Annotated in this window: 13 protein-coding genes, 4 tRNA genes and 1 pseudogene; 12 read left to right on the top strand and 6 right to left on the bottom strand. The window is 70.7% G+C overall.

Annotation, left to right across the window (positions count from 1 at the left end):
- Positions 1–50: 50 nt before the first annotated feature.
- Entirely contained in the window at positions 51–1,082 is a 1,032-nt protein-coding gene (gene zapE / locus ASF21_RS12030) for a cell division protein ZapE (protein WP_055771429.1), read from the top strand.
- 92 nt (positions 1,083–1,174) lie between these two features.
- Here the strand turns inward: zapE and ASF21_RS12025 are convergent, their stop codons facing one another.
- The 5 genes from ASF21_RS12025 to ASF21_RS12005 all read right to left on the bottom strand — a co-directional run bounded on the left by ASF21_RS12025 (position 1,175) and on the right by ASF21_RS12005 (position 2,001).
- A complete protein-coding gene (locus ASF21_RS12025; protein WP_157365892.1) occupies positions 1,175–1,426 on the bottom strand; it encodes an antitoxin in 252 nt (83 codons plus the stop codon).
- 170 nt (positions 1,427–1,596) lie between these two features.
- A tRNA-Gly gene (locus ASF21_RS12020) sits at positions 1,597–1,670 on the bottom strand.
- A 29-nt stretch (positions 1,671–1,699) separates the two neighbouring features.
- Positions 1,700–1,771: transfer RNA gene (locus ASF21_RS12015), tRNA-Val, on the bottom strand.
- Positions 1,772–1,804: 33 nt separating this feature from the next.
- Positions 1,805–1,875 (bottom strand) — tRNA-Cys (locus tag ASF21_RS12010).
- Between the two features lie 52 nt (positions 1,876–1,927).
- Positions 1,928–2,001 (bottom strand) — tRNA-Gly (locus ASF21_RS12005).
- A 216-nt stretch (positions 2,002–2,217) separates the two neighbouring features.
- On the opposite strand from ASF21_RS12005, the gene ASF21_RS12000 reads away from it, so the two are divergent.
- The 6 genes and pseudogenes from ASF21_RS12000 to ASF21_RS17590 form a co-directional block, all read left to right on the top strand.
- Entirely contained in the window at positions 2,218–3,135 is a 918-nt protein-coding gene (locus tag ASF21_RS12000; protein WP_055771424.1) for a cytochrome, read from the top strand.
- Between the two features lie 154 nt (positions 3,136–3,289).
- A complete protein-coding gene (gene def / locus ASF21_RS11995) occupies positions 3,290–3,898 on the top strand; it encodes a peptide deformylase (protein ID WP_055771420.1) in 609 nt (202 codons plus the stop codon).
- Positions 3,895–4,878 carry a methionyl-tRNA formyltransferase gene (locus ASF21_RS11990; protein ID WP_055771417.1) on the top strand — a complete coding sequence of 328 codons (984 nt, stop codon included), beginning with the start codon at positions 3,895–3,897 and terminating at the stop codon, positions 4,876–4,878. The genes def and ASF21_RS11990 overlap by 4 nt, the downstream gene beginning before the upstream one ends.
- Positions 4,875–6,458 carry an RsmB/NOP family class I SAM-dependent RNA methyltransferase gene (locus ASF21_RS11985; protein ID WP_055771415.1) on the top strand — a complete coding sequence of 528 codons (1,584 nt, stop codon included), beginning with the start codon at positions 4,875–4,877 and terminating at the stop codon, positions 6,456–6,458. Before ASF21_RS11990 ends, ASF21_RS11985 begins: the two co-directional genes overlap by 4 nt.
- Positions 6,459–6,520: 62 nt before the next feature.
- Positions 6,521–7,207: a ribulose-phosphate 3-epimerase gene (gene rpe, locus ASF21_RS11980; protein ID WP_055771412.1), complete on the top strand. Its 687-nt coding sequence runs from the start codon at positions 6,521–6,523 to the stop codon at positions 7,205–7,207.
- Positions 7,208–7,478: 271 nt separating this feature from the next.
- Positions 7,479–7,634 (top strand): annotated as a pseudogene (locus tag ASF21_RS17590) (NAD(P)-dependent oxidoreductase); the annotation flags it as partial.
- Between the two features lie 113 nt (positions 7,635–7,747).
- Here the strand turns inward: ASF21_RS17590 and ASF21_RS16925 are convergent.
- A complete protein-coding gene (locus tag ASF21_RS16925) occupies positions 7,748–8,452 on the bottom strand; it encodes an acVLRF1 family peptidyl-tRNA hydrolase (RefSeq protein WP_055771408.1) in 705 nt (234 codons plus the stop codon).
- A gap of 147 nt (positions 8,453–8,599) precedes the next feature.
- On the opposite strand from ASF21_RS16925, the gene ASF21_RS11970 reads away from it, so the two are divergent.
- The 5 genes from ASF21_RS11970 to alaS all read left to right on the top strand — a co-directional run bounded on the left by ASF21_RS11970 (position 8,600) and on the right by alaS (position 14,656).
- Positions 8,600–10,111 carry a replication-associated recombination protein A gene (locus ASF21_RS11970; protein ID WP_055771405.1) on the top strand — a complete coding sequence of 504 codons (1,512 nt, stop codon included), beginning with the start codon at positions 8,600–8,602 and terminating at the stop codon, positions 10,109–10,111.
- Between the two features lie 280 nt (positions 10,112–10,391).
- Positions 10,392–11,018, top strand: a complete 627-nt coding sequence (gene rpsD, locus ASF21_RS11965; RefSeq protein ID WP_055771608.1) for a 30S ribosomal protein S4 — start codon at positions 10,392–10,394, stop codon at positions 11,016–11,018.
- 160 nt (positions 11,019–11,178) lie between these two features.
- Entirely contained in the window at positions 11,179–11,553 is a 375-nt protein-coding gene (locus ASF21_RS11960; protein ID WP_055771402.1) for a DUF948 domain-containing protein, read from the top strand.
- 24 nt (positions 11,554–11,577) lie between these two features.
- A complete protein-coding gene (locus ASF21_RS11955) occupies positions 11,578–11,859 on the top strand; it encodes a DUF6167 family protein (protein ID WP_055771399.1) in 282 nt (93 codons plus the stop codon).
- 118 nt (positions 11,860–11,977) lie between these two features.
- Positions 11,978–14,656 (top strand): alanine--tRNA ligase, encoded by a 2,679-nt coding sequence (gene alaS, locus ASF21_RS11950; protein WP_055771396.1) that lies wholly within the window; start codon positions 11,978–11,980, stop codon positions 14,654–14,656.
- The last annotated feature ends 3 nt before the right edge of the window (positions 14,657–14,659 follow it).

Here is a 14,659-nt window from a genome sequence, read left to right as displayed (position 1 = left end):
CGTGTACCGGACGGGACGCGCCTGCCGGAAAGAGAAAGCGGTCCACATCCGTGCCAGTCATCGAACACCTGACGCAGCGTTCACCGAAGGTCTCCGTCGATGAGTTGCTCGGCGGGTTCTACCCGTCGCCGAGGTTCGGGGAGGTGTCCTTCGACACCTACCGGCCCGATCCCCAGCAACCCTCCCAGGCGGCCGCCGTCACGACACTGCGGGAATTCGCCGGCACGGTCGACGAGCCGGCACCCTCGGGCCTACGGAAGCTCTTCGGGGCGAGGAAGGCTCCCTCCCGGGCAGGTATCTACCTCGACGGCGGGTTCGGCGTCGGCAAGACCCACCTCCTCGCCTCGCTCTGGCACGCCTCGTCCGGTAAGAAGTCCTTCGGGACCTTCGTCGAGTACACCAACCTGGTGGGAGCGCTGACCTTCCGGAAGACCGTCGAGGCCCTCAGCGACTACAGCCTCGTGTGCATCGACGAGTTCGAGCTCGACGATCCCGGTGACACCGTGCTCATGTCCCGCCTGATGCGTGAACTGGCCGACGCCGGGGTCAAGCTGGCCGCGACGTCCAATACCCTCCCCGGTTCCCTCGGTGACGGACGGTTCGCCGCAGAGGACTTCCAGCGGGAGATCCAGGTCCTCGCGGACCAGTTCGACGTGGCGCGGATCGACGGCGAGGACTACCGCCACCGCGGTCTCCCGCAGGCACCGGACGCCATGGACGACGCAGCGCTCCGCGACCGGATCGACTCCTTCTCCGGCGGGGTCCTCGCCGAGGACGACTTCTCCGAGCTCGTCGGTCACCTCGCGGACGTCCATCCGAGCCGCTACCGGCAGCTCCTCGACGGCGTCGATGCCGTGGCGTGGCACGGCGTGGAGACCATCACCGAGCAGTCCGTCGCCCTGCGCTTCGTGGTGCTCGCCGACCGTCTCTACGACCGCGACGTGCCCATCATGGCGAGCGGGACGACCTTCGATCAGCTCTTCACCGAGGAGATGATGCACGGTGGCTACATGAAGAAGTACTACCGCGCTGTCTCACGCCTCACGGCTCTGGCCCGGCAGGGCAGTGAGGTCGCAGGCTAGAACGTCATGCGCCCCGGTCTCGCCCGGGAACGCAGGAAGCGCCGGTGCCGCCTCTCGGCGGGACCGGCGCTTCCGTATTGCCAGGCTGGGTACTACACGGCCGGCGGAGGGGTAGGGCCGACGTCGCCCTTGCCGTCCTTCTTGTCGATCTTGTCGACCATCTCCGAAGCCTTCGTCTGCACTCCGTCGATGTGGTGCGCGTACTTGCCATGGGTCTTGCCGTCGACGAAGTCGCCGGCCTTCCCGATGCCGTTCTTCACCTTGTCGGAATTATCGCCAATGAGTTCGGTCGCCTTACCCGCGAGGGTGCCGGCCTTGCCCTTGAGCCCGTCCAATAAACCCACGGACACCTCCTTTCGGTCGTGGAGACGCAGTCCGTCTCCGCTCCCGAAATTCTAGGGCACGAACAGGGGGATGTCCTCCGAGCAGGACCGGGAGTGAGGCCGGTACGCGCAGGGCATAAAAAATGCCCGGTCCTCGCCAGGACCGGGCAACGGCCGACGACCGGCCTGAGAGCGGACGACGGGATTCGAACCCGCGACATCCACCTTGGCAAGGTGGTGCTCTAGCCAGCTGAGCTACGTCCGCAAAAAAGCGCCCCCGAGGGGGCGCCGTCGTGGGCGATACTGGGATCGAACCAGTGACCTCTTCCGTGTCAGGGAAGCGCGCTACCGCTGCGCCAATCGCCCAAATTCATGGGTTGTGCTGCTCGTACTGCACCGAGGTGGGGACGGGATTCGAACCCGCGTATACGGCTTTGCAGGCCGCTGCCTCGCCTCTCGGCCACCCCACCATGACCGGATGACTCCGGTCACCGGACTGGTCCGGCTTCACAGTGACTTGCGAGCGGACGACGGGATTCGAACCCGCGACATCCACCTTGGCAAGGTGGTGCTCTAGCCAGCTGAGCTACGTCCGCAGAAGAAAATGCTCCGAAATATCCGCTCGATGACCTGCATTTCACGGTGTTTCTTCGTTTTCCAACGAGAAAAAACTCTATAGGACGTTCGGGGGTTCGTCCAATCGGCCGACGCCGGCGGTCCGGCTTCGCGACGTGCCGTCGGTCCGCTCTCCGCATCACGGCCCTGGGCCGCCCTCGCACCATCCTGTCGGAGGTGCCTGAGAGACTTGGGTTATGACCGCTCCGCTCCTCGCCCATGCGACGCCCCACGGCAGGATGTACGCGCGTTCCACCGCGGAACAGCCCGCCGTACCCTCCATCACCACCGTCATCTCCCAGCTGCCCAGCTCCCTCGGCGGCTGGTACGGCCACATGGCCGCAACGGCCCTGGCCAAGGATCCGCGGCTTCCCGGCGCGCTCGGCAACCCCGCCGAACTGCGGACCACGGTGCGGGACGCGTCCTCGGCGGCCGAACGGTACCGCGACGAGGCGGCCCTGCGCGGAACCCGGGTGCACCACTACTGCGAGCAGGTGGCGCTGCGGGCCCTCGGCAGGCCCGACGCGCTGGACTCCGCGCGCCTGGCTCTCGAGGAGAACGGGGAGCAGGGTTTCGCGCAGCGCTTCGACGAATGGTGGGACCTGTACGACGTCCGGCCCGTGGAACCGGAGATCACCGTCTGGAACGCTGCACTCGGCTACGCGGGCACCCTCGACCTGGTCGCGACGATCGGCGGACGCACGTGCCTAATCGACTACAAGACCAAGAACACGGACCGCCATGGGTTCGTGAAGGCACTCGACGACAAGGTCGTCATGCAGCTGGTCGCAGGGATGAAGGCCGAGGAGTCGCTGGTCGATCCCGAGAAGGGGCAATGGCGCCCGTGGGCGCACGGAGACCAGCCGCTCCTGCTCGGCGTGGCCGTCGGGCAGACCGAGGTTCGCGCCATGCGTGCCAACCCGGCAGTGCTCAGGAACCACTGGTTGCGGTTCTGCGCGCTGCGGCGTGCGTGGGAGGCAGGCCTGGAGGCGGAGGAGGCAGGGCGCGCCCTCCTGCCCGTCGGTCCACCGCCCGCCCGGACGGGCTCGCCTTCTGGATCGGACCCTGCCTCGACGGGCACCACCGGCAGGACCGGACCCACCGTCCCCGCCTGATGCAGGCGAGAGCTGCAGACGGTGGGTCCCTGCGACCGGATCCCGGCTCGGCACTAGGATTGACGGGAGCCTCGCGGCCATGGAGTGGCCCGCGGGGCACAGACCCACAGTCCGGCGGGAGCGCCGCGCGACCGAAACGAGGCACCGAACACCGATGGCCGTCCTGAGCATCCGCATGATCGGCGACCCGATCCTCCGCACACCGGCCGCCGAGGTCACCGATTTCGGCCCCGAGCTCGCGCGCCTGATCGGCGACATGACCGAGACGATGATCGACGTCCAGGGGGCGGGCCTCGCTGCACCCCAGGTCGGCATCGGCCTCCAGGTCTTCACCTACCGCGTGGACGGCGCCGAGGGCCATGTGATCAACCCGGTGCTGGAGGTCGCCGGCGCATCGCAGGGCGAGGTCGACGTCGAGGGCTGCCTGTCCGTCCCGGGGCTCGGCAGCTTCGTCGACAGGACGGAATGGGCCAGGGTCACCGGCAGGGACCTCGCGGGTCAGGAGATCGTCGTCGAGGGTACCGGCATGCTGGCGCGGGCGCTGCAGCATGAGACGGACCATCTCAGGGGGAGGCTCTACATCGACCGGCTGGCGGGCGAGGACCGGAAGAACGCCCTCCGCGCCATCCGCAGCGCCGACTACAACCGGGTGACGACCCGCACCGCCGCGGAGCGGGCCCGATCGCTCGGCTCGAGCTTCACCCGCGGAGTCGTGCCGGCGCCGGGAGCGACGCCGGGACCTTCCGGCGGGACGAGCCGATGAGGATCCTGTTCGCAGGGACACCCGAGGTGGCGGTGCCCGCACTGCGCGCGCTGGTGGACGCGGGGTTCGACGTCGCCGCTGTGCTCACGCGCGTCGACGCGCCGCTCGGACGGCGGAAGGTCCTGACGCCCAGCCCCGTGGCAACGGCCGCGGAGGAGCTGGGTCTGCCGGTCCTCAAGGCGAACCGCTTCTCGCCGGAACTCATCGCCGAGCTCGACGAGCTGCACCTCGACGCGGCGGCGATTGTCGCCTACGGCGGCATCGTCCCGCCGGCCGGGCTGCGGATCCCGCGCCACGGCTGGATCAACCTCCACTTCTCGGTCCTCCCCGCCTGGCGCGGAGCGGCCCCGGTGCAACACGCCGTCCTCGCGGGCGACGACGTGACGGGCGCCTCCACCTTCCTGCTCGAGGAGGGCCTCGACACAGGGCCCGTGTTCGGCGTGATGACCGAGACGCTCGATCCTGGTTCGACCAGCGGTGAAGTGCTCGAGCGCCTCTCGCGCAGCGGATCGGTGCTCCTCGTCCAGACGCTCACGGGGATCGACACCGGGCAGGTCACGGCGACTCCCCAGACGGGGGAGCCCACCCTCGCACCCAAGCTGACCATCGACGACGCCCGCATCGACTGGTCACAGCCTGCCGTCGCGGTCCGGCGGCGGATCAACGCGGTCACGCCCGAGCCGGGTGCCTGGACCACGCTGGAGGGCCAGCGGGTGAAGGTGGGGCCCGTGACGCAGGCCGCCGAACCGGCCGGGTCACCCCGGACCACCGGTCCCGACGGCGCCGCGCCGACGGAAGGGGAGCCGGGACGACGCGCGCTGGCGCCCGGCGAGCTCGGCGTCGAGGGGCGCGCCGTCCTCGTGGGTACCGGCACCGCCCCCGTGCAGCTCGGACAGGTCCAGCCCGCGGGTAAGAAGATGATGGGTGCCCTCGACTGGGCACGAGGCGCGGCAGCGCGCGGAGAGCTGGTGTTCGAATGAGCGAGACCGCAGGAACCGGCGGATCCCGGGGACGAGGAACCCCCCGGCAGGGCAAGGGCCAGCGCTCGGGTGGTGCAGCCGGTGGGCAGGGTACAGGCGGGCAGGGAGCCGGCCGGCGCAACGAGCAGGGCAGGGAGCGGAACCGGGGCGGAGAGCGTCAGTTCTCCCAGGCGGCGCCGTCGCAGCGCACGAGGCGGGCGGATCCGGCCCGACTGGTGGCCTTCGAGGTCCTGCGCGCGGTCGCGGCCGAGGACGCCTACGCGAACCTCGTGCTGCCGACGAGCATCCGCAGGCACCGCCTCGATCGTCGCGACGCCGGATTCGCCACCGAACTCACCTACGGCGCCCTCCGCGGCCAGGGCACGTACGACGCGGTGCTCGCGCGCTGCGTGGACCGTCCACTCGACCAGCTCGACCCCGCGGTCCTCGACGCCCTGCGCATCGGGGTGCACCAGATCCTCGCCATGCGCGTCCCTGCCCACGCGGCGCTCGACCAGACCGTCGGCCTGGTGCGCGCGGTGATCGGCGCGGGACCGTCGTCGCTCGTCAACGCGGTGCTCCGTAAGGTGACGGTGCGCGATCTCGACGGCTGGATCACGGAGATCACCGACGGCCTGACGGACGGCACCGCCATCGCTGCCCTCACCCACAGCCATCCCGAATGGATCGTGCGGGCCCTGCGGCAGGCTCTCGTCGCCCACGGCCGGGACGTCGCCGAGATCGATGCGCTCCTCGCCGCGGACAACGCCGCGCCGATGGTGCACCTCGTGGCCCTGCCGGGACTGGCGACGCTGGACGCCGCCCTCGCCGAGGGGGCGGAACCCGGCCGTCTGGTACCGGACTCCGCCTACTACGCGGGCGGCGACGTCAGCCGCCTGCCCGGGATCTCGACCGGGACCGTCCGGGTCCAGGACTCGGGGTCGCAACTCGTCGCCCGCGCACTGGCCGGGGTGGACCTCGGGCACCGCGGCGGCGCGGAGCCGGAACGCTGGCTGGACCTGTGTGCAGGGCCGGGCGGCAAATCGGCACTCCTCGCTGCGATCGGCCAGGACACGGGGGTGCACCTCACCGCGGTCGAGCCCGTCCCGCATCGCGCACAGCTGGTCCGCCAGGCCCTCCGCCCGCTGCCCGAGCAGTCCTGGACGGTGCAGGTCGCCGACGGGCGCGGTGTCGGCAAGGACCGGCCCGAGAGCTTCGACCGCGTCCTCGTCGATGCGCCGTGCACCGGCCTCGGTGCCCTGCGTCGCCGGCCGGAGTCGCGCTGGCGAAGGACGCCCTCGGACCTCGTGTCCCTCGCGCCGCTGCAGCGGGAACTCCTCACGTCCGCACTCGACGCCGTCGCGCCGGGCGGTGTGGTCGCCTACGTGACGTGCTCCCCGCACCACGCCGAGACCGACGCGGTCGTCGACGACTGCCTGCGCAAGCGCAGCGGCTTCGAGCGGCTCGACGCGGGATCAGCGCTCGACGCCGTCAGCATCGGGGGAGCGCTCGGTGCCGGACACGGCCCGACCGCGCAGCTCTGGCCGCACGTCCACGGGACGGACGCCATGTACCTGGCCCTCATCCGGAAGACCACCTGACCCGTCCACAGCGCGTACATCCCGCCGGTCCACGGCAGGGCGCCGCAACGAAAGGAACGGCTGTGACCCACCTCCGCATCAACCCGAGCATCCTCTCGGCGGACTTCGTCAACCTGCAGGCCGAGCTGCAGCGGATCTCCACCGCGGATGCAGTGCACGTCGACGTGATGGACAACCACTTCGTGCCCAACCTGACGCTCGGGTTGCCGATCGTCCGGCGCATCCAGGAGGTCAGTCCCCTTCCCCTCGACATCCACCTCATGATCGAGGACGCCGACCGCTGGGCGCCGCAGTACGCGGAGACGGGAGCCGCGTCGGTGACCTTCCACGCGGAGGCGGCCGCGGCTCCCGTGAAGCTGGCCCGGGAGCTGCGGAGCATCGGTGCGAAAGCGGGCATGGCGCTGCGTCCGGCCAGCCCCGTGGAGCCCTACCTCGACCTGCTGGGGGAGCTGGACCTGCTGCTCGTCATGACGGTGGAGCCCGGATTCGGCGGACAGTCCTTCCTGGATCTCACCCTGCCGAAGATCCGCCGCGCAGCGGACGCCATCCGGGGTGCCGGCCTGCCCCTCGTGATCCAGGTGGACGGCGGGATCACCGAGGAGACCATCCTCCGCGCAGCCGATGCCGGGGCGACGGTCTTCGTGGCCGGTTCCTCCGTGTACGGGGCCGAGGACGCCGCCGCCGCGATCGCCTCCCTGCGGGCTGCGGCAGGCAGCCGGGCTGCTGACGGCGGCCACTCCGGCACCTGACCCGAGCCGGCTCCTTTGGGCGGCCGAGGGTTCGTCCACGTCCCGTTCTCGAACCGCCGGACGAGGGTCGCAGCCGTCGGCGCGACCGTGAGCACGGAGATCATCGCGGGAGCCAGAACCTCGATCCGGCACGGGCAGCGGAAGCCGGCGCACGGACGGTGGGCCTCGAGGAGCCGTTCGCGTCGTCCGACGTCGCGACGGTCCACGCGCCGAGCGACCGCAGCCGAGGGATCGTCGGGGCCCGTGAACCGGCGCTGATACGTCTTCGGCGATCCTCGTGAACACCTCGGGAGGACCGCTCGACGACACCGACGCGCTGATCCGAGCACTCCGGAGCGGGCGCCTCCGGGGAGCCCGGCCGGACGCCTTCGACGTCGAACCCCTGACGGCGGACCATCCGCTGCTCACGGCGCCAAGGACGGTCCTCACCCCGCACCCCGGTGGGTCACCGATGACACCTACGCGGTCCTGCACGCCGAGGCCGTCGAGAAGATCGCGGCCCGGGCGCAGGCCGCACGCTGCGAAGAACTGCCCGAGGGTTCAGGCTCCGGGGTCCGTGCTGCTGGCGTCCGGAGTCCCGGCCGGAGGATCCGTCACGGCGATGCGCACGGCGAGAGCCGTCCGGGCCGCGTCCTTCAGCACCACGAAGCGGGGATCCGGCACGGTCAGGAAGGGCACCCGCGGCAGATCGGCGACGAGCGCCAGGACCGGTTCCGCCAGGACGGCGGCCGCGAGCGTCCTGTCCCCGCCGAGCTGCAGGCACGACGGCGGGTCGGCACGGAAGAGCGCCGCCGCCCGCACGGCCGTCTCCTCGACGAGCGCATCCGCCTGGTTCGCCCGGCGGCGTGCGAAGCGTTGCTGCGACCACCCGCCGGCCGCCGTGCGGCCCTGGACGTACCGTGTACCGGTCTTCGAGGACACGATCTGCCCGCCGCGCGCCACTCCTACGGAGTACCCGCCGCGGCGCACGAGCACCAGACCGACCGTGTGCGCCTGCTCGGCGTCCGGCAGCACCGCTGCGAGCAGGGCCTCGCGGTGCACCGGCGCGGGCGCACCTCCCACGGTGCCGGGTCCGGGCAGCGGGGGGGTCAGCCGTGCCCTGCAGCCGTTGGCGGCGACGAGGCCGACGCCGTGGTCCGCCGTCGTGCCGGGCTCGATGGCGTAGGCGCCGTTCCGTTCCTCGAAGCGGGCGAGCCAGCCGGGCAGACGGGCAGGCTCGACGAGCACCGATCTGGTCGTGGGCATGATCACCTTCCGTTCGGCCGCGTGCCGTCAGGCTCTCCGCAGGAGCGGAGGGACCGGTGACGGCGGTGCGGCGGCGCCGCGCGGACACGCGCCCGGCGGGTCCGGGTGGTGCTCGGGGGGTCAGTGGCCCACAGTAACGTTGACGTCGTGGACGATCTATTCAGCGCGGCTTCCGACGACGACGGAGCGGACGGTTCCGCCGTCCGTGGCGCTCGGGGCGCGAGGCCCTCCGGCTCCGCACGCCCGCGCAGTCCGCTCGCGGTGCGCATGCGCCCGCGCACGCTCGACGAGGTGGTCGGCCAGCAGCACCTGCTCGGTCGCGGCGCCCCGCTGCGCACACTCGCGGGTGAGCACGATCCGGGTGCGCATGCGGCGCCGTCGTCGGTGATCCTCTGGGGCCCTCCCGGCACGGGCAAGACCACACTGGCGCACGTGATCGCCCGCGGCCAGGGCCGGACGTTCGTGGAACTGTCCGCCATCACCGCCGGCGTCAAGGACGTCCGCCGCGTCATGGATGAAGCCCTGACCACCCGTGACCTGTACCGGCAGACCACCGTGCTGTTCCTCGACGAGATCCACAGGTTCAACAAGGCCCAGCAGGATGCGCTGCTGCCGGGCGTGGAGAACGGCTGGGTGGTGCTGATCGCCGCGACCACCGAGAACCCCTCCTTCTCGGTGGTCTCGCCCCTGTTGTCCCGATCCCTGCTCCAGACCCTCAGGCCGCTCGACGAAGCCGACGTCAGGGGCCTCCTGGAGCGCGCCGTGACCGACGAGCGCGGCCTCGCCGGGTCCGTCGAACTGTCGGAGGAGGCACTCGAACACCTCGTCCGCCTTGCTGCGGGCGATGCCCGGCGCGGGCTGACAGCCCTGGAGGCGGCCGCCGGCGTCGCGCAGTCGGAGCAACCCGAGCAACGAGCACGACCCGAGGCGCAGGGTGACCCCTCCGCGGGACGACCCGGTGCGGACGAAGCGGACGACGGGGAGGACGGCGACGGGGGCGGCAGCGACGGGTCGGTCCTCCCCGTCCTGGTCACGCTCGAGCACGCCGAGAAGGCGGTGGACGTCGCAGCCCTGCGCTACGACCGCGCAGGGGACCAGCACTACGACGTCGCCAGCGCGTTCATCAAGTCGCTCCGCGGGTCCGACGTCGACGCAGCCCTGCACTATGTCGCGAAGATGCTCGAGGCGGGGGAGGACCCGCGGTTCATCGCGCGCCGGCTCATGATCTCCGCCGCCGAGGACGTGGGGATGGCCGATCCGACGGCGCTGCAGACCGCCGTCGCGGCCGCGCAGGCCGTCCAGCTCGTCGGGATGCCCGAGGCGCGGATCATCCTCGCGGAAGCGGTGGTGCACATCGCGACGGCGCCCAAGTCCAACGCCGCCTACAACGGCATCAATGCCGCCATTGCCGACGTCCGGGCCGGGCGGGGGCAGGGCATCCCCGCGCACCTCAGGGACGCGCACTACCCCGGCGCGTCCCAGCTGGGGCACGGCAAGGGCTACGTGTACTCCCATGACGAGCCCCACGGGATCGCCCTCCAGCAGTACGCACCGGACGACCTCGTGGGTCGGGACTACTACGAGCCGACGGACCGTGGTGTCGAGCGCGACATCGCGTCGAGGGTGTCGAAGCTGCGCCGCATCATCCGCGGGAAATAGGCCCGGGCCCGGCCGATCCGTCCGGGTCCTCGTGATTCGGACCCGCCCCGTGGCGCTGGTACCATTGGACGCTGACTGGCAAGTCGTCGTGTACCAGCCTCCCCTCGCATCCCGGCAGTTCCGCTGATGGTGTGTGCGCGGGCGGCCAGGGTCGCGGCGGACTGTAGTACCGGGAAGCGGCCAATCCCGGCTCTCCGCAAGTGGAGGCCAGCGACACCAGGAAGTGCGGACGCCCCCGTGGCTCACTCCGCTTCTTCGCCGCAAAAATCGAAAGGTGAACGTGGCTAACAACACACGTGCCCGCCGCAAGGTCCGCATCTCGCGGGCCCTCGGCATTGCTCTGACCCCCAAGGCCGAGAAGTACCTCGAGCGTCGGCCCTACGCGCCGGGCCAGCACGGCCGCGCGCGTCGCAAGCAGGACAGCGACTACGCCGTCCGCCTGCGCGAAAAGCAGCGACTCCGCGCCCAGTACAACATCCGCGAAGCGCAGATGGCCCGCATCTTCGAGGAAGCGCGCCGCACCGCAGGCCTGACCGGTGAGAACCTGATCGAGCTGCTCGAGATGCGTCTCGATGCCCTCGTGCTCCGCGCCGGCTTCGCCCGGACGAGCGCACAGGCCCGCCAGCTGATCGTGCACCGCCACATCATGGTCGACGGCGCCCGCGTGGACCGCCCGTCCTTCCGCGTGGCCGAAGGCCAGCTCATCCACGTGCACAGCCGCAGCGAGACCATGGTCCCGCTGCAGGTTGCCGCCGCCGGTGCGCACCGCGACGTCCTCCCCGCCGTCCCCGGCTACCTGGATGTCCAGCTCGACAAGCTCCAGGCGCGCCTCGTGCGTCGCCCGAAGCGCTCCGAGGTCCCCGTGACCTGCGAAGAGCAGCTCGTCGTCGAGTACTACGCACGCTAGTCGCCCGGTACCGGCTGCGAACCAGCCGGCATCTGCGAGGAGTGTGGACCAAGAGCCCGCGGCACACGCCGCGGGCTCTTCGTTCTGTAAGGTACTAGGAGCCAAGAATTCCCACGCCCGCCCATGGAGGCGGTGCACCCCTGCGTAAAGGAGACCGCCCATGTCAGGTGGAGATATTGCGGGCCTGATAGCTGCTGGCGTGTTCGCCGTCCTGGTCCTGCTGCTGGCCGTACCGATCTGGAAGCTCGGGCGGGTCCTCGACGAGCTGCGCACGGCGATCCGGACCGTCACCGACGGGACGACGCCGCTCATCGAGGAAGTCACCAGCACCGTGAGCACCACGCACCAGCAGCTCAAGACCGTCGACGGCATCACCTCGAACGTCTCCGACGCCTCGGCCAACATCTCCGCGCTGTCGTCGCTCATCGCCGCGACGATCGGCTCCCCGCTCATCAAGGTGTCGGCGTTCTCCTACGGCGTCCGCTCCGCAGTCGCCGGCCGGACCGCACCCGCGCGCCGACGCCGCAGCCGCTAGACCCACGAACCCCGGAGAGAAACGATGATCAGAAGAGCTTTCTGGCTGGCCGCCGGTATCACCATCGGCGTCATCGCCGTACGCAAGGTGTCGCAGGCGAAGTCGAACCTCGGGCCCGAGGGGCTCAACCGTGCCGTCGGACAGATCAGCGACAGCCTCGCCGATTTCACCGACGCCCTCCGGTCCGCGATGTCCGAGCGGGAGACCGATCTCCGCGCCGCCCTCGGCGTAGAGGCGCCCGCGGCCCCCGCTGCCCCTGCGCCGGAGGCCGACGCCGCTCCCGCCTCGCGCCGCTCCCTCCGCTAGCAGACCCTCCGGCGCGCGGTATGTCCCGCAGGCGCCGCAGCCACGGACCGGCGTCGGCCCCCGTGCCCGGACGCGCCCACGGCAGCGTCCAGACCACTGAACGAAGGATGTTCCTCCCATGAAGTCCCACGAGATCGCCAGCCGCTGGCTGAGCTACTTCGAGAAGAACGGGCACACGGTCGTGCCGTCGGCCTCGCTGGTCTCCTCCGATCCCTCGCTCCTGTTCACCGTGGCCGGCATGGTGCCCTTCATCCCGTACCTCACCGCCCGCGAGGAGGCGCCCTACGACCGTGCGACCAGCGTGCAGAAGTGCATCCGCACGGGAGACATCGAGGAGGTCGGGAAGACCGCACGCCATGGCACCTTCTTCCAGATGTGCGGCAACTTCTCCTTCGGCGACTACTTCAAGGCCGAGGCCATCCGCATGGCCTGGAACCTGCTGACCAGCGACGTCGCCGACGGCGGCTTCGGTCTGCCCGCGGAGAAGCTCTGGATCACCGTCTACCACGAGGACGAGGAAGCGCTGGGCATCTGGCGCGACAGCATCGGCGTCCCCGCCGATCGCATCCAGAAGATGGGCAAGAAGGACAACTACTGGTCCACCGGGCAACCCGGCCCCGCCGGCCCCTGCTCGGAGATCTTCTACGACCGCGGCCCCGAGTACGGGATCGACGGCGGCCCGGAGGCCGACGACACCCGGTACGTCGAGATCTGGAACCTCGTGTTCATGCAGTACCAGCGTGGCGAGGGCACGGGCAAGGACGACTTCGAGATCCTCGGCGAGCTCCCCAAGAAGAACATCGACACCGGTCTCGGCCTCGAGCGGCTCGCCATGATCCTGCAGGGCGTCGAGAACATGTACGAGACCGACCAGGTGCGCCCCGTCCTCGACCGGGCCGCAGCGCTGAGCGGCAGGGCCTACACGAGCGCCGAGTCACCCGAGGACCCCCACCACACCGACGACGTCCGGATGCGGGTGGTCGCCGACCACATCCGCTCCTCACTGATGCTCATCGCCGACGGCGTGTCACCCTCGAACGAGGGACGCGGATACGTGCTGCGCCGCCTCATCCGTCGCGCCGTGCGTGCCATGCGGCTCCTCGGCGTCGAGAAGGCCTGCCTCCCCGAACTGCTCCCCGCATCGCGTGACGCGATGAAGGGTGTGTACCCGGAGGTCGAGAGCGATTTCGAGCGCATCAGCCGCATCGCCTACGCCGAGGAGAAGGCCTTCCTGCGCACCATCGCCTCCGGGACCGCGCGTCTCGAGGACGCCGTGCGCGAATCGCTCGCCGAGCAGCGCCAGCTCTCGGGCGAGGAAGCCTTCACGCTCCACGACACCTACGGCTTCCCGATCGACCTCACGCTGGAGATGGCGGAGGAGGCCGGCCTCGCCGTCGACGCCGACGGCTTCCGCTCCCTCATGCTCGAGCAGCGCCAACGGGCGCAGGCGGATGCCCGGGGCAAGAAGGCCGGCCACGCCGACCTCTCCGTCTTCACCGAACTCCTCGGACGGGGTCAGACCGTCTTCACGGGCTATGACGAGCTGACCACCGAGGCCCTCGTCGTCGCGGTCCTCGACAAGGGACAGTCGATCCCCAGCGCCCTGCAGGGCGACGAGATCGAGGTGGTCCTGGACCAGACGCCCTTCTACGCGGAAGCAGGCGGCCAGGCGGCGGACGTCGGGCTCATCACGGGCGACGGCTTCGTGGTCGAGGTCCTCGACGTCCAGCGCCCGGTCAAGGGCCTGAGCGTCCACCGCGCGGTGGTCCGCGAGGGTGAGATCGCGCAGGGCGCCACCGTCACGGCCGCCGTCGACCGGCAGCGCCGCCACGCGGGCGAGCAGGCCCACTCGGGGACGCACATCGTCCACGCGGCACTCCACGAAATCCTCGGCCCCGAGGCGCTCCAGCGCGGATCCTTCAACAAGGCCGGTTACCTCCGTTTCGACTTCTCCTGGGGCGAGGGCATCAGTGCCGCCGCCCGCTCGGAGATCGAGGAGGTCTCGAACATCGCGATCCGCAACAACTACGAGGTGGAGACGAAGATCATGTCCCTCGCCGACGCGAAGGCGCTCGGTGCAACGGCGCTGTTCGGCGAGGCGTACGGGGACACGGTGAGGGTCGTCGAGATGAATGCCGAGTTCTCCCGGGAACTGTGCGGCGGTACCCACGTCGCCTCGACGTCGCTCATCGGCAGCCTGACCCTGCTCGGCGAGCAGTCCGTCGGCTCGGGGAACCGGCGCGTCGAGGCCCTCGTGGGGCTCGACGCCTTCCGCCATCTGGCCGCCGAACGCGCCCTGGTCTCCGAGCTGTCCGACATGCTCAAGGTCCCCTCCGCGCAGCTGCCCGAGCGGCTCTCCGCCACGCTGTCCAAGCTCAAGACCGCGGAGAAGGAGCTGGACCGCCTGCGGAAGGAACAGCTCGCCGCGGCCGCGGGATCGCTCGTCGACACGGCGGTCGACGTCGACGGCGTCCGCCTGATCGCCCACGATGCGGGCTCGATCGGTGGCGCGGACGAGCTCCGCACCCTCGTGCTGGACCTGCGGGGCCGGCTCGGTTCCGAACCCGCCGTCGTCGCCGCCACGGGTGTCTCCCAGGACCGCCCGCTCGTCCTCGTGGCGACCAATGAAGCGGCCCGGGCCGCCGGCGTGAAGGCGGGTGCCCTCGTCCGCACCGCCGCGAAGATCCTCGGGGGCGGCGGTGGCGGCAAGGACGACGTCGCGCAGGGCGGCGGATCCGACGCCGCACGCATCCCCGATGCGCTCTCGGCGATCCGCTCCGCGGTCGCCGAGCGCTGACCG

Origin of the sequence: Arthrobacter sp. Leaf234, from assembly GCF_001422665.1 — a bacterium.
GTDB lineage: Bacteria > Actinomycetota > Actinomycetes > Actinomycetales > Micrococcaceae > Arthrobacter_D.
This window is presented reverse-complemented; position numbering and strand designations above follow the sequence as displayed.

Excerpts from the sequence above, each read along its gene's own strand:
- ASF21_RS11955 (WP_055771399.1), top strand. The coding sequence starts at position 11,578 with ATGATCAGAAGAGCTTTCTGGCTGGCCGCCGGTATCACCATCGGCGTC.
- ASF21_RS12000 (WP_055771424.1), top strand. The coding sequence starts at position 2,218 with ATGACCGCTCCGCTCCTCGCCCATGCGACGCCCCACGGCAGGATGTAC.
- def (WP_055771420.1), top strand. The coding sequence starts at position 3,290 with ATGGCCGTCCTGAGCATCCGCATGATCGGCGACCCGATCCTCCGCACA.
- alaS (WP_055771396.1), top strand. The coding sequence starts at position 11,978 with ATGAAGTCCCACGAGATCGCCAGCCGCTGGCTGAGCTACTTCGAGAAG.
- ASF21_RS11990 (WP_055771417.1), top strand. The coding sequence starts at position 3,895 with ATGAGGATCCTGTTCGCAGGGACACCCGAGGTGGCGGTGCCCGCACTG.
- ASF21_RS16925 (WP_055771408.1), bottom strand. The coding sequence starts at position 8,452 with ATGCCCACGACCAGATCGGTGCTCGTCGAGCCTGCCCGTCTGCCCGGC.
- ASF21_RS11960 (WP_055771402.1), top strand. The coding sequence starts at position 11,179 with ATGTCAGGTGGAGATATTGCGGGCCTGATAGCTGCTGGCGTGTTCGCC.
- ASF21_RS11985 (WP_055771415.1), top strand. The coding sequence starts at position 4,875 with ATGAGCGAGACCGCAGGAACCGGCGGATCCCGGGGACGAGGAACCCCC.